The organism is Thermogemmatispora sp., assembly GCF_019683635.1.
Taxonomy (GTDB): domain Bacteria; phylum Chloroflexota; class Ktedonobacteria; order Ktedonobacterales; family Ktedonobacteraceae; genus Thermogemmatispora.
The window spans coordinates 16,403-37,467 of record NZ_JADGIA010000021.1 but is presented as its reverse complement, the minus strand read 5'-3'; the positions used below and the strand labels follow the sequence as shown (position 1 = coordinate 37,467).

Annotated in this window: 15 protein-coding genes; 7 read left to right on the top strand and 8 right to left on the bottom strand. The window is 60.6% G+C overall.

Annotated features, from left to right (window positions below; all coding sequences use genetic code 11):
• Together IRZ31_RS04375 and IRZ31_RS04370 are read right to left on the bottom strand one after the other, a co-directional pair.
• A partial coding sequence (locus IRZ31_RS04375; RefSeq protein WP_297150029.1) for a HAMP domain-containing protein occupies positions 1–1,761 on the bottom strand: 1,761 nt, incomplete at its 3' end.
• Positions 1,762–1,763: 2 nt separating this feature from the next.
• Complete coding sequence (locus IRZ31_RS04370) at positions 1,764–2,678, bottom strand: phosphate ABC transporter substrate-binding protein (protein WP_297150026.1); 915 nt, start codon at positions 2,676–2,678, stop codon at positions 1,764–1,766.
• 710 nt (positions 2,679–3,388) lie between these two features.
• On the opposite strand from IRZ31_RS04370, the gene IRZ31_RS04365 reads away from it, so the two are divergent.
• Positions 3,389–4,051, top strand: a complete 663-nt coding sequence (locus IRZ31_RS04365; RefSeq protein ID WP_297150022.1) for a response regulator transcription factor — start codon at positions 3,389–3,391, stop codon at positions 4,049–4,051.
• Between the two features lie 38 nt (positions 4,052–4,089).
• Here IRZ31_RS04365 and IRZ31_RS04360 read toward each other — a convergent pair whose 3' ends face one another.
• Positions 4,090–5,403: a glycosyltransferase gene (locus IRZ31_RS04360; RefSeq protein WP_297150019.1), complete on the bottom strand. Its 1,314-nt coding sequence runs from the start codon at positions 5,401–5,403 to the stop codon at positions 4,090–4,092.
• A gap of 390 nt (positions 5,404–5,793) precedes the next feature.
• Here IRZ31_RS04360 and IRZ31_RS04355 point away from each other — a divergent pair, with 390 nt between their 5' ends.
• On the top strand, positions 5,794–7,815 hold the full coding sequence (locus IRZ31_RS04355) for a copper resistance protein CopC (RefSeq protein WP_297150017.1): 2,022 nt from the start codon (positions 5,794–5,796) through the stop codon (positions 7,813–7,815).
• A 116-nt stretch (positions 7,816–7,931) separates the two neighbouring features.
• Here the strand turns inward: IRZ31_RS04355 and IRZ31_RS04350 are convergent, their stop codons facing one another.
• Complete coding sequence (locus IRZ31_RS04350; protein WP_297150013.1) at positions 7,932–8,483, bottom strand: gamma carbonic anhydrase family protein; 552 nt, start codon at positions 8,481–8,483, stop codon at positions 7,932–7,934.
• Positions 8,484–8,769: 286 nt separating this feature from the next.
• Between IRZ31_RS04350 and IRZ31_RS04345 the strand changes: the two genes are divergently transcribed.
• Positions 8,770–10,140, top strand: a complete 1,371-nt coding sequence (locus IRZ31_RS04345; RefSeq protein ID WP_297150010.1) for a serine/threonine-protein kinase — start codon at positions 8,770–8,772, stop codon at positions 10,138–10,140.
• Here IRZ31_RS04345 and IRZ31_RS04340 read toward each other — a convergent pair.
• Entirely contained in the window at positions 10,101–11,426 is a 1,326-nt protein-coding gene (locus IRZ31_RS04340; protein WP_297150008.1) for a thymidine phosphorylase, read from the bottom strand. The genes IRZ31_RS04345 and IRZ31_RS04340 overlap by 40 nt on opposite strands.
• Before the next feature lie 38 nt (positions 11,427–11,464).
• Positions 11,465–12,124, bottom strand: coding sequence for a zinc ribbon domain-containing protein (locus tag IRZ31_RS04335; protein ID WP_297150006.1), 660 nt, complete (start codon positions 12,122–12,124; stop codon positions 11,465–11,467).
• Positions 12,125–12,518: 394 nt separating this feature from the next.
• Between IRZ31_RS04335 and IRZ31_RS04330 the strand changes: the two genes are divergently transcribed.
• Together IRZ31_RS04330 and IRZ31_RS04325 are read left to right on the top strand one after the other, a co-directional pair.
• Complete coding sequence (locus IRZ31_RS04330) at positions 12,519–13,352, top strand: ABC transporter ATP-binding protein (RefSeq protein WP_297150004.1); 834 nt, start codon at positions 12,519–12,521, stop codon at positions 13,350–13,352.
• A gap of 84 nt (positions 13,353–13,436) precedes the next feature.
• A complete protein-coding gene (locus tag IRZ31_RS04325; RefSeq protein ID WP_297150001.1) occupies positions 13,437–14,708 on the top strand; it encodes an ABC transporter permease in 1,272 nt (423 codons plus the stop codon).
• Positions 14,709–14,885: 177 nt separating this feature from the next.
• On the opposite strand, the gene IRZ31_RS04320 is transcribed toward IRZ31_RS04325, so the two are convergent.
• Positions 14,886–15,539 carry a hypothetical protein gene (locus IRZ31_RS04320; protein WP_297149998.1) on the bottom strand — a complete coding sequence of 218 codons (654 nt, stop codon included), beginning with the start codon at positions 15,537–15,539 and terminating at the stop codon, positions 14,886–14,888.
• A 372-nt stretch (positions 15,540–15,911) separates the two neighbouring features.
• Positions 15,912–18,155 carry a MerR family transcriptional regulator gene (locus IRZ31_RS04315; RefSeq protein WP_297149995.1) on the bottom strand — a complete coding sequence of 748 codons (2,244 nt, stop codon included), beginning with the start codon at positions 18,153–18,155 and terminating at the stop codon, positions 15,912–15,914.
• A 573-nt stretch (positions 18,156–18,728) separates the two neighbouring features.
• On the opposite strand from IRZ31_RS04315, the gene IRZ31_RS04310 reads away from it, so the two are divergent.
• Complete coding sequence (locus tag IRZ31_RS04310; RefSeq protein ID WP_297149991.1) at positions 18,729–19,412, top strand: hypothetical protein; 684 nt, start codon at positions 18,729–18,731, stop codon at positions 19,410–19,412.
• 377 nt (positions 19,413–19,789) lie between these two features.
• Positions 19,790–21,004 (top strand): M20 family metallopeptidase, encoded by a 1,215-nt coding sequence (locus IRZ31_RS04305; protein WP_297149988.1) that lies wholly within the window; start codon positions 19,790–19,792, stop codon positions 21,002–21,004.
• The last annotated feature ends 61 nt before the right edge of the window (positions 21,005–21,065 follow it).

The window sequence follows — 21,065 nt, the reverse complement described above, 5'->3', positions numbered from 1 at the left end:
CCCTCCCGCTGTCCCCCCCACAGCACCAATGGCCGCCCCACCAGCACCGGCGGCGTTGAGCTTCACCCGCAGCCGGCTGATCTCTTGCCCAATGGCTAGTAGCTCTCGATCGACATCCTTCAATGAAGATTCCAGCTGGCGCTGGAGGGCACTTAGTCCTTGTTCCAGTTGCTGGAGCAGAGGAGTGGGAATATGCAGCTCGCGACGAATGCCCTGAGCGTTGGCCGTCCAGCGGGAAGGACGGGCAGCCTCCTCCTCAATTTGGCGCAGCAGCGCACTCAGGCGTTGCAGCTGCTCGACGGTCGTCGTATCGAGCAGCCCCTGCAGACGTTCACGACTGCGTCGCAGGCGACCTTTCAGCTCGCTCAGTTCGCGCTCCAACCTTTCCCCCAGGCCCTTGCCAGTAGCGGTGGGTGTCGTCAATGTGCCCGAAGGAGTGCGGCCCCTCTCAGTGCCGCTTCCCAGGGCCGGCGCCTGGCCATCGGACCGCGCGGGGACCTGCAGGAGATGCAAGCTCTGGCTGAGCGCTTCGGCATGCTCCTGTTGCTGGCGGGTGATTACCTCCAGTTGTTGAATGGCCACTTGCACACGCAAGACAAAGCGCCGGAAGCGTCCAACGGTGAAATTGAAGGCGTTGGCGAGCAGGCCGATGGGGTCATCGCTCACCGGAGCATTGATGCGCAGATCACCGGCGCTGACAACACGCATGTCACTGAAGAGATGCTCGGCAGCGTTGGTCAGGGCATCGCGCTGGCGCCGGGTCTCTTCCAGCAGGTTGAGCAGGGCGTCCAGCATGGCGTTGAAGGCCGCTGAAACCTCCGCGATCTCGTCGCGCCCGATGACGGTAACGCGCGCCTCCAGTTGCCCGCTTTCGATAGCGCGCGTCACTTGCTGCAGGTGGCGCAGACGACGTACCAGTGTTCCTGAGATGAACCAGCCTACGAGGACGATGGCCAGCGAGGCGACGATGGCGCCGATGATGCTGGTGATGAGCTGGTCCTGCTCCTCGACGGCTGCCGCCTGTTGCACGGAGGCAGCGAGGCGCTGGTTGAGCTGAATGAGCGCCCGCAGGGCGCTGAGCGCGTCAGCATTGGTCGGCTCGGCCTGGAAGCGTAGCAGGTTTTGGGCATCGCTGAGGTTCCCCTGTGCGATGTCCTGTAAAACCTGGTCCTGGGCGGCGCGATAGAGATGCCAGGTACGTAAGGCGCTGGCCAGGAGGGTTTGTTGCTGTCCTTGCTGGCCGCTCTGACCGGCCTCGGCGAGCAGGGCCATCTCATCGGGATGATTGTTCAACAGATCCTGAGCGACGTAGGTCGCTAGGATGTTATCATAGCGGGTCGCCAGTCCCGCGATGGCCTGACGGTCCTGAGCAATCGTTTCCTGAGATGGCGCCGGGGCACTGGCAGCGCTCAGGAGATTGTGCACCTCAGTGTTCATGAGCTGGAGATAGTTGGCGCCGGTGGTGAGCGAGGTATTGATGCTGAGCAGTTTCTGATAAAAGCTCGACTGTCGACTGAGGGATTGAGAGCGCAAGACACCGATCAGGCCGGCGGCGAGGGCCGCGATGAGAGCGGCCAACAGAAAACCTAGCGTGAGACGCTTGCCAATGGAAAGATTGAGAAGCAGGTTACCGCTGCGCCGCGAGCGGGGACGAATGCGCAGACTGGGGCTGTTGCTGGAGGCTGCACCTGCCTGCGACAGCGACGGCGTCGCCAGCGAGGGTAGCTGCTCCTGACCCCTTCTCCAAGCTGGCTGCTGCATCCTTACCCCTCCTCTCTACGGCTGAAGGCGCGATCTTGTCCTGGCCTGGTCACCGTGGCCAGCGAGAGCGCACTGGCACCTTCTCTGCTGCTCCCGTTGAGGTTCATGGCGGCGATAGGAATATAGCCCATCTCCTGCGCCTTCTGTTGCACTGGTGCGCTGAGCATGAAGTCAAGAAAGGCGCTCAGCAAGGGATTCTCGTCGCCCAGCGTATACATATGTTCATAGCTCCAGAAAATATAGCGACCGGCTACAATGTCAGCGAGCGTGGGCCTGGCTCCTTCGATGGCCAGAACGTGCACAGCCGGGGTCAGCACAGAAAGCCCGAGATAGCCAATGGCCCCCGGCGTGTGAGCCACGGTCTCGCGCACGGTCACGGAAGAGTCAGTCTGCAGGAGCTTCCCTTTCTCGTCACGTCCCCCCAAAATGTATTTGCGGAAGGTGTCGCGCGTGCCCGAGGTCTGGGGACGCACGACCGGCACAATGGGCAGGTCAGGACCGCCGACCTGGCTCCAGTTACGAATGCTCCCGGTGGAAAAAATATCGATGATCTGCTGACGCGTCAGCGAGGTGACGGTGACATCGGGATTGACGACCATTGCGAAGGGGATGACGCATACGATATGATCGGTCAGGTTGGGATCAGGATAGATGGCCGGGTCGGCGTAGATATCTGAGTCGCCGATGTCCGCCTGGTGACTGGTGACAGCCGCCAGTCCGGCCCGGCTCCCACCTCCGTCCACTTGAATATGTACCTGGGGATGCTGGCGTTCAAAGAGGCTGGCAGCAGCGCTGACCAGGGGCTGCAGGGCGGTCGAGCCAGCAATGTGCAGCCGCCCACTGAGAGCACTCTGCGAGTCGGCTACTTCCCCGCATCCCGCCAGGAGGATGAGGACAATTAGACCAAGACCAATCAAGGCAGTCCTGATTTCTCTCCTTCTTTTGCCGCTTATCATTTTAATCAATCGCTACCAATGATTGAAAAATACGTGCTTGAAGAAGATAGCTAGATCTACATGTTCGCTCAAGCGCTCTGCGCGCCCGGCAACCGCCTGGGTCAGCCAGTCCCCAGACCCGAGAGCCTTGGGTGCCTCCCTCACATCTTATGCAAGATAATGTTTAAGCCGTCATTAATCGCAGGTGAATGAAAGTTGATCACAATGTTAAATCTCCCCCAGCTTCTTGGGAGGAGAGCAGCCACGAAGGCGGGGAAAGAGCCGCTGCTCTGTTAAGCAAGGCAGCCTGTTAAGATGAAGGGCCAAGCGTCAGGGCATGCTTTCTTGTTTGCTCGTTCGCGCTGGCTCCACTGCTTGACTGCCTGGTATAATCTAACCAGGAAGACACACCTTGAGAGGAGAGCAGCCTTTTATCTTGAAAAGGAGTATGGAGTCGTCTGGCGAAAGGTAAGCAAGCTATGCCCCAGCAGCGTAAAAAGCAACGTTACTCTAGCTATAGTAGTAATAGCCAATCAAGTACTGCAGCGCCCACCTTGAGAATCGCCTCAGGAGTGACCAGCGTTCTACCGCCCACGGCCTCAGCTCCTATCGCTACAGCTGAGGCAAGTGCTGTCTCGTCTTCCACTCGGCCAGTGGAGCAGGCGTCTTCGGAGCGTTCGGCGGAGCGGAGCGTGATCCGTATTGTGCTGGCCGATGATCATACTCTGATGCGCGAGGGTTTGCGCCATTTGCTCGAACTTGAGCCGGACCTCAAGGTTGTGGGCGAGGCCGCCGATGGCCAGGAGGCCCTGCGTGTCATTCGCCAACTCAGTCCTGATGTGGTCCTGCTCGACATCAGCATGCCGCAGCTGGATGGTTTGGCGCTGACACATCAGCTGAGCGAGGAGCAGCCCCAGGTCGCCATCATCATCCTGACCATGCACCGCCAGCATCCCCAGGTATTGCGAGCCATCAAGAACGGCGCCCGCGGCTACCTCCTCAAAAGTGCCTCTTCCCAGGAACTGATCCGCGCGATTCGCACAGTGCACGCTGGCGGGGCCTTGATTGAGCCGGAATTGACCGGCACCGTGCTCGCCGAGCTGCGCCGCCTCTCTCAGCAACCAGGTGCGCCAGGCGCTCCAACCCTGAACGACCTGACGGAAAAGGAAATAGAGATCATCCGCTATGTGGCGCAGGGCATGAGCAACCGCGAAATTGCCGCTCAGCTTTCCTACTCCGAGAAGACTGTCAAGAATTACCTCTCGGTCATCTTCCAGAAGCTCGGCATTCGGGATCGCACGCAGGCGGCCATCTTCGGCCTGCGTCAGGGCCTGTTGTCCGATGAGGGACTGTGAGCTGAGAGCCAGAGAGGCAGGGCGCTGACGCTTGCCCTCTAGTGATAGGGCTGGCCAAGGCGCCGAAAGAGCTGGCCCAGCGCCCGACGACCGAGTGGGATGCGAGAACGGGCACCATAGACTCTGCCACGCCATTCGACGCCGCGCCCTGTTAGCTTGCGCCAGCACGCCTGGGCTAGCATCCCCATGAAGAGCAGACCGGCCAGCGGATGGGTCAGGGCCTGGTACCAGGGCAAGCCAAGAGACTTATCGAGTGAACGGCGATAGGCAAGGAGGGGGAGCAGGGTAAGACCCGTAACGAGCGCAGCCTCGCCCGCACCGACCCCTTGCTGGCGCCACCAGCTCTGTCCCAACCAGAGGAGCAGGGGTAACAGGAAGGGCACTATCACGACGAGCGGCAGCCCCATCAGGGCGGCCATCATAAAAGGGAGTCCTCCACTGCCGACAAAGATAGTTTTACGCCAGCCACGCCAGAGAGCTGGCAGTCCCCGATACATCTGGACACGTACCAGTCCTCGCCCATCACAGAGGGCGAGGCGATAGCCAAGACGCTTCACAACGGCGGCCAGGTCGCGATCATCGAGCGGTGAGCCGCGTAGCTCAGGGCGGGCATAGCCGCCGAGAGCCTCATACACAGAACGGCGCAGCAGGATATACTGCCCATTGGCTGTAGCTAGAGGGCAGCATGGGAGATTGACAAAGGGCGGAGGAAACTGGAGGCTCATGCCCATGAGGGCCAGGGGGAGCGTGAGCCGATTCCAGCCGTCGACCAGCACCTGCTCGGGCACCAGGGAGAGCAGATCAAGGTTGCGGGCCAGGGCTTCGCTCAGGGTCAGGCGCAAAGTCTGCGGCGCCCAGTAGCTGTCGGCATCGGTAAAGACCAGCCAGGAGCCACGGGCCTGACAGGCGCCAGCGTGCAGAGCATGGGGCTTGCCCGCCCACCCCGGGGGAAGTTCCTCACTGAGAGAGACAAGGTGCAGACGGCCCGCCGCGGCTGGCTCCAAGGCCAGGCGCTCCAGAATGGCCCGCGTATGGTCGGTCGAGCCATCGTCGACTACAATCACTTCGTAGTCTCCAGGATAGTCCTGGAGAAGAAGCGAGCGCACACAGCGCCAGATATTGGCTTCTTCATTGCGCGCCGGCACGATGATCGAGACGGCAGGCAGCTCGTCGGCCCCTGCCTCGGACTGCTGATGCCGCAGAGCAATGCTCCGTTGGTAAGGGTGGGCAATCCAGTGTAGAAAGAGATAGAAGGCCGCTGTCACGCAAGCGTAGCAGCGGAGCACCAGGCGCCCGGTCCGAGGGGATTGCTCTGACGCCAGGACAACCTGTTTGAGCAGCTTCCGGCTCATAGTCTCATTATAGCAGCTCCAGGCAGAAGCTTGAAATATTGCGACCGCGCCACCGCTGATGTACAATCACGAAGAGTGAAGCATTCTCGCTTGTTACAGGCCGAGCTGGCACAGAGGTGTGCCGTCCCGCTGCGGCGGTGTATGCTCCCGCGACAGCGGTCTGGCGCCCAACAAAGGCCGGAAGGCCCGGATGCCCAGGACCGCATCCCCAGCACAGGCAGAAGAAGAGAGGAGGGCCTACCCTATCCACCCCATCTTTTCGCCAGGCTGTGGAAAGGCAAGTTCGGCCAGAGAAGAGAGCAGACAAGGGTACGGGCGCGAGCAGGGCTTGCCCCCAAGTGTGAAGAGATCAGCCCGCTCGCCTGTGAGTCGGTAGTATAGAGGAATAGCATGCGGTATGGACGGTATGGACGATACCCCAGGCTAGCACTGAGCGCGCTTTTCAGCGCGGCGATCATCTTGCTTCATGCCTGGTCCCCCCTGACGCCGGCTCCGGCAGTACAGGCGCACGCTTTTGTGATCGGCTCAGAGCCGATCGACGGTTCAACGGTTACAACGCCGCCGAGGGTGGTGCGGATCTTCTTTAATGGCCCCATCAGCTCCGCCAGCAAGGCTCTGGTTTTTGATCCCAATGAGCGCGTTGTAAACGCCGCCACCAGCTATATCCCGCCGAACCAGCCGCGGGAGCTGGATACGCCTTTGCAGCCAAATTTAAGCGAAGGGAGCTATCTGGTTCGCTGGATAGCGCTGGCGGTGAACGACGGGCGCACGACGCAGGGGGCCATCGGTTTTAATATCGGCCACTCCAGCACTGGCCTGCCCGGGCAGACCATCCTTGGCCCGAGCACCAGTAATTACTTGCCAACGCTCGATCTGCTTGGCATCCTCTCAGTAGCCTGGGAATGGCTGGTCTTGCTGGCGCTGACCTTCTGGGTCGGCCTGCTGGTCATGGAGCAACTGGTCATGGAGCGCCGGGCACGTTCGCTGGACCTGCTCATGCGAGCGCGCGCCCGGGCCCGTCCCCTGCAATGGCTCTGCCTGACCGCCCTGCTGGTCGGCGAGGTGATTACTTTGATTCTGCGCTCGGCTAGCCTCAGCCAGGCTTCGGCAAGCGGCGGCATCGATTGGCAGGCCCTGCGAGCCGTCCTTTTTACAACTTCTTACGGCCCGCTCTGGCTGGCGCGTCTGGCGCTGATTGGCCTGGCCCTGCTCTGGCTGGCGATAACTGGCCGCCGACGCACGCCCAAAGAAGCCACCGCCGGCGTGGCTCGCGTGCTCCAGCGCGGCAGCAGATCACGCTTCGGACAACTCAGACGCCAGGTGACGCAGGAGTACCGCGTGACGAAGGATCTGGTAACGACCGAGGAAATGCCTCCCGGCAGCAGCAGCCTCCCGCTTTCGTCCTGGGATACGGTGCTCTGGCTGACCCTGGCCGCTCTCTACCTGCTCGCCTGGACATTGACCAGCGATGAGGTGCAACAAGCCTCGCTCCACATCAGCGCTATCGTGCTCTCCTGGCTGGCCTTGCTGGCTCAGGCCGTCTGGCTCGGGGGCCTGGCTTATCTGGGCTACGTTTTGCTGCCTTTGCTCGCTGTCATCGAGCCGGATCACCACGCCGATCTGTTGGTGACCCTGACCCGCCGCCTGACCCCGCTCCTCCTGATGGCGATGGCCGTGCTGCTGGTCGGCCAGCTCTTCCTGGCGGAAAGCGTTTTCTCCGATCCCCAGGCTCTGCTGACCACCGCCTATGGCCGCACGCTCTTGGTGCGCCTGGCCTTAACTGCTCTGCTCCTGGCCCTGACGCTCTTCATGCTCTTCCGCATTACGCCAAGGCTGGCGCGCCAGACGCTGCTCTTGCCAGTGGTCGATTCCGAGCTGCCCGCTCGCCGCACACGTCGCGAGGCCCTCCTGCACACAGAGCGTCAGCTTGGGCGCCTGCTGAAGGTGCAGTCCTGGATTGGCATGGCGATCTTGCTCTGCGCTGCCCTGATGAGCTTCTTCGCCCCCCCCATCGCTTTCCCTCAGATCAACTACGCTCAGGCGGTCCAGAATCAGACCGGTCAGACAGCGTCTCCCAACGCACCGCCGGCCACGGTGCAACAGGTCGGCGATCTGACGGTCTCGCTCTTGATAACGCCAGGCCGCGTCAATAGGCCCAATACGGTCGTGATTCTGCTCACGGATAGCCACGGTCAGCCCGTGACCAATGCCCGCTTGAACCTGGCCATCAATATGGTGCTGATGGATATGGGCACAGTCCAGCAGACGCTGAGTCAGGGGCAACCAGCCTATGTGGCCACCTTCCCCCCGCGCGCGACCTTCGATATGGAAGGGCTGTGGAAGCTTGAGCTGACCATCGAACGCCCCGGTCAGGCACCGCTGCAGACGACCTTTGAATTCACCCTGAGCTGAGCCAATCGACGGCCATAGTGCTGGCCTGGATAGCTGGTAGATCGCACGGTCCGCCAGCTATCCAGACACCCAGGCGGGAGCACCAGCCAGGCCAATTTCCTTCCTTCCTTCCCGGCCTAGAGGTTGGGAGGCGGCTCCTCTCGATAGGCGGCTTCCCGCAGCGCCTCCCGATGACGAGCCGCACGCTCAACATAGCGCTGAGCGCTGCCACGGATGTGCGCGATCTCTTCCGGCGTAAGGCTGCGTACAACGCGCACTGGCAGGCCAAAGGCGAGAACACCACCCGGGATCACTTTGCCCTCGCTAACCAGAGCACAGGCCCCAATCATGGTCTCTTCTCCAATGCGCGCATGGTTGAGAACGACGGCTTTCATACCCAGAAGGACGCGGTCGCCCAGGGTCGCACCGTGGATCACACAGCCATGACCAATAGTGCAGTCCTCGCCGATGGTCAGGGGAGCGTCGGCATCCAGATGCAGCACGCAGTTGTCTTGAATGTTGGTGCGCTTCCCAATAACGATGGGTCCCGTGTCTCCACGAATCACGCTGTTGTACCAGATGCTCGCGCCCTCACCAATAGTAACGTCCCCTATGACATAGGCTCCAGGGGCAATAAAAACATCGTTAGCAATACGTGGCCATATTCCATTAAATGGTAAGACAGGCATGTGCTTCCTCCCTGCAGGAAAGTCTCGAACGGCGGCGGGTCCTCACGAGGTCGGCCAGCTCCCTGACCGGCACGCTTGCCCGCTATTTCACCATAGTACTCGCAGCCACGCACGCTCGACAATGCCCCCCTTGACTCTCGCTCGATTCTTACATATACATATATCGGTATTCTAGATACAAAAGACGTTTTTCCTTCTTGACGTGGTGGCTATCGTCGTTTAGTATAGAAGCGTTATATTGACACACTGTCTGTCAGGCGGTAGCAGTGCAGGAAGGGTAGAAACGATGTCAGGTCTATCGACCGGTTGGAAGAGTGAAAGACCATCGCTACACGGCACAGGGCGCACCTTGCGTCATGGCGAATATCGCATTGAAGGAGCGTTAAGCTATGGAGGAGCCGGGCGCCTCTTCCTGGCGTCGCACGTGACCCTGGACACCCCTCTGGCCCTCAAGCAGCTGCCGGGCGACCGGCCTCTACCGGAGAGCGTTGTTGAGGAGCTGGACCTGGCCTTGACACACCGGCAGAAGAGAGGGCCGTTGTCTCGGGGGCAGGAAGATTTTCCGCTCAGCGGCGGCTCATACACCGATCGCTTTGTGCGCGAAGCGCTGCTTCTGGTGCGTCTGCGTCACTCGGCCATACCGGTGCTCTACGATTATTTCTTCGAAGATGGCTACTGGTACCTCGTCCTGGAATACTGTGCTGGGCCAACGCTAGCCGGTTATCTGCGTCAGCAAGGGCCGTTGCCGCCGCTGGAGGCTCTCAGCTATGCCATGCAGATCTGCGATCTCTTCGACTATCTGCACTCTCAGATGCCTCCGGTGATCTACCGCGGTCTGCGCCCCGCCAGCGTGATTCTGACCTCGGGCGGGCGGCTGGTCTTTTTTGACTTCGGCTGCGCCTGCTACCTTCGCAACGGTCAGCTTTACGCCGACTTCGAGCCGGGCGTTCCGGGCTACGCTGCTCCCGAGCAGTACCAGCGCGGTGGTCAGTGTGACGAGCGATCAGATCTCTTCAGCCTGGGTGTCCTGCTCCATGAAATGGTGACCGGCCAGAACCCGCTTGGCAAAAACGGGCGTCTGGAGCCGGTGGCGCGGCTCAATCCCGGCCTCTCTCCAGCGCTTAGCGCCTTGATCACCATCGCCACGCGGGCGGACCCGCTCTATCGCTTCCAGTCGGCGCGGGCCTTCTTTCACGCACTCGAACGGATCGTCTCCCTGGAAGAGCGGCGGGCCTATCAGAGGCTGATGCGCCTGCACCTGAGCCGTGGATCGGCCCCTGCCGGCTCTGGCCCGACCCAAGCCTCGGCGATGCCCGCCGCCATCACCCTCAAAGCGTTGGCTCCCGGCGGCAGCCAGCCAGCTCCCCCAACCTGCTCGCCCGAAGAGTTCGCCGCTGAGCCAACAATAGCGATCCCCGCTGAGCAGATCAAAGTCGCCACCTCCCCATCTGAGCAGACCGCTCAGATGCCGGCGATTACTCCCCAGATCCAGGAGCGCCCTCTTCGTCCCTCACAGCAGTTCAAGCGCCGCCACAGGCGGCTTGTTTTTTTCCTCGTCCTGCTCGCGCTCTTGCTGCTGGGTATCTTCGGCCTGAGCCTTTACCTGCTCAGCCAGCTTCAGGATGCCCCTTTCTGGCTGGGCCTCAGAATCTCATAGATCAGTGGGCCGCTCTGGACTGGGGTCTCGCTCCAGCGATAGCAGGCAAGCAGCTCTTGACGAAGAGCGGCGCACTCCTCCTCGCTGCGCGCGTGAATCTCAACCAGAGGATCACCCGCCTGGAGATAGTCGCCGACCTTAGCCTGGAGCAGCAGGCCGGTGCGGTGATCGATGGGATCACCCTTCTTGAAGCGGCCCGCTCCCAGGCGCATCGCAGCCAGCCCGACGCGCTCAGCATGGATGGCGGCAATATAGCCGCTGCGTGGGGCAGTCAGCATGCTGATCAGCGGCGCTCGCGGCAGACGCTCCGGCTGCTCTATCTGCCGCGGGTCGCCCCCCTGGGCCTCGCAGACCTCCGCCAGCTTGGCCAGAGCGCGCCCACTCTCGATGGCCTCCTGTACCCGTCGCTCGGCCTCCTCGCGCGTCGGCGCAGCCCCGGTCATGACGAGTAGCTCAGCAGCCTCATGACAACAGAGTTGACTGACATCCGCCGGCCCCTCACCGCGCAGGATGGTAATGGCCTCGGCCACTTCCAGAGCATTGCCAACGGCCCTCCCGAGCGGCTGCTCCATCGCTGTGACCGCGGCCTCAGTGTAGAGGCCGGCGCGCTGACCGATCTCTACCATGATACGCGCCAGCTCGTGGGCCGCCTCGCGTGTCTTCATGAAGGCACCCGCCCCGACCTTGACATCCAGCAGCAGATGCGAGGCTCCCACGGCCAGCTTCTTGCTCATAATGCTGGCCGCGATCAGGGGAATGCTCTCGACCGTTGCCGTGACATCGCGCAGCGCATACATCTTGCCATCGGCTGGCGCCAGCTCCGCCGATTGACCCGCGAGCACCAGGCCATGCTCCTGCAAGATGCTCAGAAATTCCTCACGCGTCAGGGCCGTGCGCAGTCCGCTGATGGACTCCAGCTTGTCGACGGTGCCCCCCGTGTGGCCCAGGCCGCGCCCGGTCATCTTGGCCACCGCCACACCACAGGCGGCTACCAGGGGCGCTACCGCCAGGGTGACCTTGTCCCCTACGCCACCGGTACTGTGCTTGTCTACAACTGGCTTCAGCCGCTCGCATACACGCAGCTGTTCGCCCGAGCGCGCCATTGCCAGGGTCAGATCGCTCGTCTCGCGGTCATCCATCCCTCGCCAGCAAACCGCCATTAACCAGGCAGCCATCTGGTAATCAGGAATGTACTCGTGAGTGTACTGCTCTACCAACCAGTTAATCTCTTCAGTTGTGAGCGCTTCCCCGTTCCGCTTCTTTCTAATGAGTTCAACGGCTTGCATGCTATCCTGCTCTTCCTTCACCCAGTTATCGTTGCTGGCTAAGCGCGCAGCTGCTCCGCGGGCCATTCCTCTGTGAGCACAATGCGTAGCGAGTCGACCTCGAAGCCGCGATGGGTCTCAATCAGATAGCGCCTGATGAGCTGTCCCCCCAGGCGCGCCCGCCGGTCAAAGGTGAGTCGCCCGTTGTTGAAGGCAAGGCTCAGATCGCTCTCTTCGCGGAAGCCACGAATGACTACGCTATCGTAGCGCTCTTCATCCTGCTCAGAGAGCGCCTTGTAGAGCGTGGCAACCTGCTGCCAGGCGGGACAAGAGGGATAAATGATGTCGACGATTTTTTTGTTGCCGACCTCTAGTTTGCTGCTCCCCACCGCGTAGGCGAGGGCTGCCGTCGCCAATTCTTGCAATTGTGCCAGCGTCTTTGGCGGAAAGCCCGCTGGCGGGCCAGGGGCAGCCACTGGCTCCCCCGGCGGTGCCGTGGCCGCGGGCTGAGCTGTAGCTTCGACGATGCCTGAACCTGGCAGACGGACAGGCTGGCCCCGCATCCCTGGTCTAGACCCCGTTGGCGCCGGCGGAACGGCTGGCGCTATCTGGGGTCGCGTCGACAGGGGTGGCTGCTGCACTGTGCCGATGGCTCGTCCACAGCGCAGGCAATAGCGTGTAGCGTCTGTATTGACCTGACCGCAATAGGGGCAACGCATAGCTCTCTCCCTCCCTCTGCTCCTTCAGAGTGGTCGGCTCTTGATCAGCAATCAGCCAGTTCAGTATATCACGGCAGGGTCGTCGGTCCGGCCCGGCTTATCATCTCAGCCATCACTCCCCCATCGTGACTTTCGTCATAGGCATAAACGCATATGAAGCTGCGGTTCAAAATAGATCCTTCGATCCTTCCTTACCAGCCTGGCTGCTCATTATACTACTCTCACAAGCCAAAACCAGGCAACGGTGACAGGGTACTGGAGACGCAGGCCAGCAGCAGCGCAGGATAGAAGGCGTCCCATGCTCTCTGATCCACCTGGCTTATACGTACAGGTATTACCTTTTTAAGCAAAGAGACATTGTTACCTCTGCAGAGAGGAGAGGAGGTATCCGGGAGTGACAGATGAGCAAGAGACACGTTCCAGGGCAGAGGCCCGTACCAGTCCTGCGGCGACAGCCGGGTCTGAGGCTGGTCATCTTGTCGAGGTGCGCAACCTCGTCAAGCGTTTCGGCAAACTAGAGGCTGTCAAGGGCGTCTCCTTTAGTATTAAGGAAGGTGAGATTTTCGGTCTGCTCGGGCCAAATGGAGCCGGCAAGAGCACCATCATCAATATCCTCTGCGGCTACTTGCCGGCGAACGAGGGCGAGGTCCTGATCTGCGGTCACTCTGTAAGAGACGAGCCCCAGGCGGTCAAGCGTCTGCTGGGGGTAGTGCCCCAGGAGATCGCCCTCTATCGAGATCTGAACGCACTGGAGAACCTTGATTTCTTCGCCTCGCTCTACGGCATGCCAGCCTCCGAGCGCCGTGGGAGAGCCGAGGAAGTGCTGCATTTTGTTGGCCTCTATGAGCGCCGTAAGGAGCCTTTGAAGAACTTTTCTGGTGGGATGCTGCGCCGGCTCAACTTTGCCGTCGCCCTGATGCACCGCCCGCGGGTCTTGCTCCTCGATGAGCCAACCGTCGGCGTTGATCCTCAGTCGCGCGAGCACATCTTCGAGAACATTGAAAAGCTGGCCGCCAGTGGCACAACCGTCCTCTATACCACCCACTATATGGAGGAGGCCGAGCGCCTCTGTCAGCGCATCGCCATTATGGACGAGGGGCGCATCATCGCTCTGGGGACGCTGGAGCAGCTTCTGGCCATGCGTGATCAGACGCGCGCTGTCTATCGTCCCCACGGACTGCAGGAACTGTTCATCCAGTTGACGGGCAAGACCTTGCGTGATCTCTAGCCCCAGTCGGCCAGCCAGGCCTTGCCTGGGATGTCCCCTGACTCATTGAGGCCTTATACGGCTAGATAGGAGGATGGAGCGGCTATGCAAGCCATGTTCTCGATCTTAAGAAAAGATTTGTTACAGATCGTCAGAGACCGATCGTCGCTGATCTTGATGCTGCTGGTCCCGCTGATACTTGTTGCCACGGTCGGCTTCGCTCTCGGCAATGTCTATGGAAGCAGCCAGAACACTATTACGATCCAGGTAGCGGTCAGCGATCAGGATCACGGTCTGGTCGGCCAGGCGGTTTTAAAGGCCCTGGATCAGCACAGCTCTCAGCTGACCATCAAGTTGACGCGTTACAGCGACGCCGCCGGTGTGCAGCAGGCCGTTTCTCAAGGACAGGGTTCCGTGACTGGCGTAGTGATCCCGGCAGGAACGACAGCCAGGTTGCAGCAGGCCGCCGCCCGCGGTGAGCCAACGCAGAACCTGGTACAGATCTATACGATTCCCAGCAGCAACGACCCGAGCAGCGCCGTTGTCCAGAACCTGGTCACGAGCACTGTTGGGCAGCTAGCCACGGCAACCTTCGCAGGCAGCGCCGCTATTCAGGAGGTTGAGCGCATCTGTCAGCAGCCAGGCAATCATTGCGAGCCGGGCAGCATCGACCCGCAGACGATCGCCAGCCGGGTAGGGGCGGCGAGCCTTAAGGTTGTGCCACCAGCCCAGGTGGCTAGTCTGCACGCCGGCAATGTCCCGACCCAGGTCAATGTATTCGATGTGACCCTGCCTGGCTACGCTATTCTCTTCGCCCTCTTCGGTCTGCAGGCGGTGGCGGGCAGCATCCTGGAGGAGCGCGAGAGCGGCACCCTGCGCCGTCTGCTGGTCGCCCCAGTGCAGCGCTACGCCCTGCTTGGTGGCAAGCTCCTTACGCAGTTCCTGGTGACCATGCTGCAGCTTCTCATGCTCTTCGCGATCGGCAGCTTCCTCTTTAAGCTGCACGTCAGCAATTGGCTTGGAGTAATCATCTTGCTGGTGGTCACCAGCTTCGCCATGACCGGCTTTGGCATTCTGCTGGTCTCCCTGGTGCGAACACGGCGCCAACTGCCCATGGTGCTGACCATTGTCACCTTGACAACGTCGGCCATCGGCGGCGCCTGGTGGCCACTGTGGTTAGAGCCACAATGGCTGCAGATGGTGGCTCATGTGGGCATTGTGGCCTGGGCAATGGAGGCTCTCAATGGCCTGATGGTCAGTGGACGTACGCTGGCCGAGGTGCTGCCCAACGTCGTGGCCTTGATCATCTACGGCCTCCTCTGCTTTATCCTCGGCCTGGCTCTTTTCCGCTTCCAGCCGAGAACAGTTAACGCCTGACATATCAACATCAGGGAGCGAATGGTTCGTCCTCGCCTCCCTCACGGATGACGGGTCCAGGGAGACCACAGTGTGGCCTACACCCCTGGACTCGCTGCGCTCAACTCAAGCCGCGCCCGGCTCACTCCATCGAGCACGCCGGCGCAGCCGCCAGGAGCACGAGCACAGAATTGAACATTAGCAGATCAGCCCAGCCCTGGCCTCTTGCCTCAAGAGCTGCTCAAAGAAGCGATCCAGGCGCTGTAAAAATAGTTGCAAAGTTTCGTTATTGTCACAGATTTCTATAGTCTGATTCAAGGAAAAATTCTTTTTAATCAGAGAGAGCTGGTCGACGAAGCCATCATCGCGGTAATAGCTGCGGAGAACCTGCTCCGAGACAAGCTGACAACCAGTCTGGCAGTAGCGCTGACGCACGCGCTGAATGGCCGTCTCCACATCGATGCGAAAGTAGAGCAGCTGGGCATCGCGCAGAAAGCGGGGACTGAATAGATGGAGGGCATGGAGGTAATCGTCGCGCGCGAATTCGAGCATGGCCAGACTATTGTCAGGATAGCGGGCAAGATGCTGCTCAACACGGGCCTCAGCCTCAAGAAGCACCTCATCCATGACACCAAAGTCCAGCACATCGAAGCCACAGTAGCGACCATTCACGATCAATGGCCGAAAGCGACGCTGCTCTGCATCGGCCTGGCATTTCTCTTCCAGCAGATCGTAGTCGTCGACATGCGTGGCCTGCAGACCAGCCACAGCAGCACGCTGGAGAAAATAGCGAGCGGCTGTCGTCTTGCCGCTTCCCGGCCTCCCAAGGAGCAATACTTTGAGCGCCATCATACCAACTCCTTTCCAACCTCACGGCTTCCCGCGCCCCTTCCGCAGTCGTCTTGTATAACGAAGTGGAGGATTAAGCACGGGCTTCTTGTGTTACAGCCTCTGCCTTTAAATAACACTTTCACATGAATATAACGTCTCAGGGGAAGAACTTTTCGCTGCCAATTGCCGCAGGAAGCGATTGCGGTATCGTTATCGGAGCGAGAGGCCAAAAAATTCGTCGTGGAAGAGGGATAGATGACAGAGGAGGAAAGGAAAGACTGCCAACGAAGCTTGCTCGGGACGGCTAGAGAGATAGAGAGCAAAGGAGCAGACGGGCGAGCCTGGATAAATGAGGCAGCCTGGCCCGCCCGTCAGACAGAGGAGCCTGGCAGGTCATAAGCCGTTGGAGGACTCCAGCCGGATAAAGCGTCGAACATGGGGGCCACGGTCCTCAGCCTGCGGGTCCCAGCTGATCACGCAATCGCCGCCCTCCTCCTGACCCAGATTGAGGGCCTGATCAAGGTCGCCGACAATCAGGCTGCGCACCTCAGCCAGGGTTGAGGTTGGGGCAGCGGCATAGCGCTGGAGCAGCTCGATCAGCTTCGCCCGCAGATAGAGCGTCACCCCGAGACGCACGCTCACATCCGGCAGCTCCACACTGGTCTCGGGCGGCTCCAGCTGCCAGACCGACTGTTGCAGAAGCTCTACCCGATAGGGGCGCCGCAGGGCCTGGCGCAGTGTTTGCGCGATCTGCCGCGCCCGTTCTAGAGAAATATTCTTGAGGAGCAGATAAAAGCGCCCACCATAGATATAGTAGAGGCGGCAATCGACGAGCTGCCGCTGAATGCGCTGGCCGATGGCCTGAGTCAAATTGTGCAGCGCCAGCTCGCCATAGCGACGGACTATCTGGCTCTGGTTGTCAATATCCAGGGCGATAATCGAAAGGGTCTCCAATTCGCCCGCCTCGCGTAGCGGAAAGAGATAGAGCAGCTCCGTGGCTCCAGGGTCCACCGCGGATGGCAAACTCTTCGGCACAGCAGTAGACAAGCGCTCTCCCTGTCGCTCATGATTCGCTTCTGTCCCGGCCCTCACGGTTCCATCTCCAGCCAGAGCGCTCTCTTGCTGCAAGTGTGCCAGCAAGATCTCCAGATCACGGATAAACTCATTCTCAGAAAGGAAATTGATGAAGGAGTCATTCACGACCTCGGGCGCCTTCACCAGCTGCTCCAGACCTTGCATGGCGTCGAGCCTGGCCCGATAGAGCAGGAGCAGGTCTTCCACGATCAAGCCCATGAGGCGCAGCAAGCGCAGATCATCCTCAGAAAAAGCCTCCTGAGTCATCGCGAAGACATAGAGGACCCCGAGAGCAGGCCCAGATTGACAGCCAATGGGGATGGCCACAGCAGAGCCACCGCCTCTAAAGTGCTCAGGCCATTGCGAGAGGCCCGCACTGTCGCGGATTGCCAGGCGAGGGCGATAGAGGAGATAGGGGCAGCGCAGCGCGCGGAAATACACATGGCTTTCATTGGGGAAGATGCGCGATTGGCCTGCCCGATGGGGCGAATTGCGACTGCAGGCCATCACCATCAGGACTTGCTGTCCTGGAGGGGCCGCTGGATCTTCAGGCATCATCAGGCAACAACAATGCCAGCGATCATCACCCGCGGGCGTCTGCCCTCCCAAGGCAATAATCAGATCCATCAGGCCATTGAGCACGCTATCGGAGGGATCTATGCCCCTGGGAAAGGCGCGCGCGGGATAGAGCCAGTTGCGCAGATCAGGTGCGAAATAGGTTGTCCATTGAGCGGCACAGGCATAGAGCGGAGCTAGCAAGCGGCGCACAAGATGGACGACCGGGCGCTGCAGGTTCAACGAGTGCATCTGGCGTGGAACGATGAGCAAGGTAGGGTCGGCGGGCCAGGTCTCTCCCTCGGCCAGCAGGGGCTGAACGCGGAAATCGCTGGGGTACTCGAAGGCGGGGGCAGCTTCAAGAAAGAGGTGAAGGGAGCGACCATGACTGAGCCAGCCGATCAGGGACTCGCCCAGCCGGGCCAGCTCCTCGGGCAGGCGCGGTAGCCCGAGCTGACCATCGTCGGGAGCGTGACGCGGCAAAAGAACCGCCGCATGGCTGCGAGAGAGATCCTCACAGAGTAACAGCAAGGCGTGATGGAGAGCCTGACTGGCAAAATAGCGCCAGAGGAGGGAGCTGTCCGTCTGAGCCACGCGCCGATCAAGCGGCAAAGAGGCGGCAGCCGCTTGACCACCAACGCCAGCCCCGGCATTGCCTCCTCCATTGAAGCTGGCCGGCCCGAGCGAATGCCAGAGTTCCGCAATGTTGAGGGGAATGGCTCCAGGCGGGTAGCCAGCATTGATCAGATCGCGAATGATCGCCAGCTTCTCCAACTCGGTGGGCGGATAGCGCCGCTGGCCAGTATTCGGGCGAGAGCGCAGAGGACGAAGCAGACCTCGCTCTTCCCAGTCGCGCAGCTGGTTTTCCGTAAAATCGAAGAGCTGGGCCGCCTCACCGATCGTCACCGTCAACTTCTCGCTGACGAGCTGGAGATAGCCACGAATCCTTTCCCAGGTCTCCGGCTGCTGCAGATGCTTGCGAATGCTCTGGAGCACGCGATCATCCATCCTGTCCTCCTCTCCTGTTTCACCAGGCAAAGCGTCCTTCCTTCTCCAACAGTGGCAAGCGAGCTAGCAAGCAGATAGACGAGTAGATACGCCCGCTCGCAAACACTTGAACTGACAACGGGATACGCGCGAGGGCAACCACCCTGCACCCCCTCCACCTACAATGCGCTGCGCGAGTGCGGCAAACGTTGTAACAATGACAAACATTCTACCGGCCCTATGCTCCCATGTCTCTATTATAATGAAACCTTAGCTCTATGTCAACTTTTATGACCTTTCAGGAAGACTCCTCTTGACAGAAAGAAGTTTCCTGCTGTATACTACTGATGCATGCTAAGATTATCTTGAGTCTTTCCCAGATTTCTTTATATTTAGCTCCTTCTCCTGGTTCAGGGAATGATTGTTCGCTCGCGTGGCAGGGATCAAGAGGGGAAGGCGCTGAGCGTCTCCGGGCCACCGTGGTGCACTCGCCTGGCTTGCTCCAGAGCGTCTCTCACGCTTTACCCGGAGGCCCTTTTCGCGATTCTTGTGCGTAGACCAACCTCTGCTGGTCGGAGGCGAAAGGAAGCGCTTATGACTCTGCATTCGGTTTCTTCCTGCCGCAGCTCTCCCGATGTCCTTGGCAGTGACATGCCTTGGGAACAGCTCTACTGTATCCTGCGCCCCAGAGTGGCTCACTGGGTCCACTCTTCCTCTCTCTCTTCCTGGTCAAGGCAGCGCGATGAGATCGTGACCGACATCGTCCAGGAGACAATGATGCGCCTGCTGAACTACGCACGACGAGCTGAACGAGGAGAGGTGGCACCTATCGATTCGCTAGAGCACCTGAGCCTGATCGTGGCCTACAATTGTTTCCGCGATCTCTGGCGCCGCGACCATTATCTCATCTATATTATACAGCGAGATTACGCCGCTCAGCACGCCAGTTCACTCTCCTCTGACCCCGATCAGTTCGAGGCCGTCCTCGATCATGTCTTCGAGGAATGGCTGTTCTCTTTCCTGGCACGCGAGATTGTCAACTTTCCTGAGAAACAGCGTACCGCTCTTCTTATGGACCTGGCCAACCGCATGTATTTTGGTCCGCAGCCAACGGCGCTCCAGCGCGCCTTTCTGGAGGTCGGCATTGAACTGCAGCAGTATCAGCGCGAGTTGCCCGCCGACCCGGTGGAGCGCGGACGCCATGCTTCTCTGTTGAGTCTGGCCTATAAGCGCCTCGCCCGCATTGTTCAGGGCCAGCTGCGTGCTCAGGCCGCTTAAGCTGGCGCAGCGCCTCCACCTGCCTCGACTGCGACTGACCGCTCTTGCTCTTGCCCGACTGCCTTCATTCTCGCTCTTCTCCAGGAAGAGGCCCGCCTGGACCCGGCCCAGGCAAGGTCTCCTCGCTCACTCTCCTCTCTGCCCACCTCCTCGCACTCGTGGCACATGTCGACGCCCTCACCTCGGCACGGCGCCCCCGTTTGCGACCGGTGCTTGCCCGCCGACGCCTCTTTCCCGCGGGATCTGACTAACCTGGCTTGCAGCCGCTCCGCTGTGGACGATACAATAAGAGCAACTGCGCGGCGCCTCTCGCGCCATTCTCTCGCTGCGGCCAGTTCGGTTCCCGTTGCTGGCCCTGGTTCACTTGAACAGGTACTATGGCTGTCACATTCTCGCAAGCCTACCTCACGGCCCTGCAGCACTATGAGGAGGAGATGCTGCAGCGGCTGGCCCTGCTGGTCAATATCGATTCGGGTACTGGCCAGGTCGAGGGGGTCACACGCATTATGGGCTACCTCCGCTCCTGGTTGGAAGCGCTTGGTTGTTCGGTGACTCTCCACGACGGTGGCCAGTATGGCCCCCATCTGGTGGCCCGCCTTCGCGGAAGCCGCTCTGGCGAGGGTAGGCGCTTCCTGCTGGTGGGCCATGTCGATACTGTCTATGCTCCAGGTTCCGCGCTGGCCTGCCCTTTCCGCCGTGATGGCGAGCTGGCTTTCGGTCCCGGTGTGATCGATATGAAGTCGGGCGTCATTATGGCTCTCTATAGCCTGCGCGCTCTGCTGGAGTCGCACTTTGCGGATTTCGGTGAGATCTGCCTGGTCTTCAACGGCGATGAGGAGATGGGATCTCCATCGAGCGCTCCGCTCCTTCGGAAGCTGGCTCGCCAGGCTGACGTCGGCCTGGTGCTGGAGCCTACACGCTCGCCAGAGATCATTACAGAGGCACGCAAGGGAGCTGACCGTTATCTGCTGGAGATCAGTGGCCGGGCTGCCCATTCGGGGGCTGAGCCACATCGGGGCCGCTCGGCGGTCATTGAGCTGGCCCATAAGATTGTGGCCATCGATCACCTGCATACGCTTCTACCAGGGGTGACCTTTAATGTGACGCGGCTCGGTAGCAGCGAGCTGCTCAATGTGGTGCCCGAGATGGCCCGCTGCTGGATTTCGGTGCGCGCCTATACACAAGAGGGACTGGAGGCCGCCGCCGAGGCCCTGGAGCAGATCGCCGCTTGCTCCAGTGTGCCTGGCACACGGGCCTATCTGACACGCACTCGGGGCCGCGTTCCTTACCAGGCAACTCCCCAGGTGCGGGCTTTGGTGGCAGTGGCTCGTCTGGAGGCGCAGGCTCTCGGCCTGGAGCTGGTGGCTGAGGCCAAGGGGGGGGTCTCGGATGCCAATCTCTTGATGCAGGCCGGCCTTCCAACCCTGGATAGCCTTGGACCAGTGGGAGGGAAGATGCATGTGTTGCGCGAGGAGTTTTTGCGCGTTCCTTCGCTGGCGCTGCGCGGGGCTTTGCTGGCGGGCTTGATCCGTCAACTGGCGCTCCAGGCTCCAAACTCGGCGGGGGGCGAGGACGCACCCGCCGGCTCCTGAGCGAGAGAACGTCTTCGCCCGCCCCCGGCAATCCTGGGGCGGCGCCCGCCCATGTTAGCTT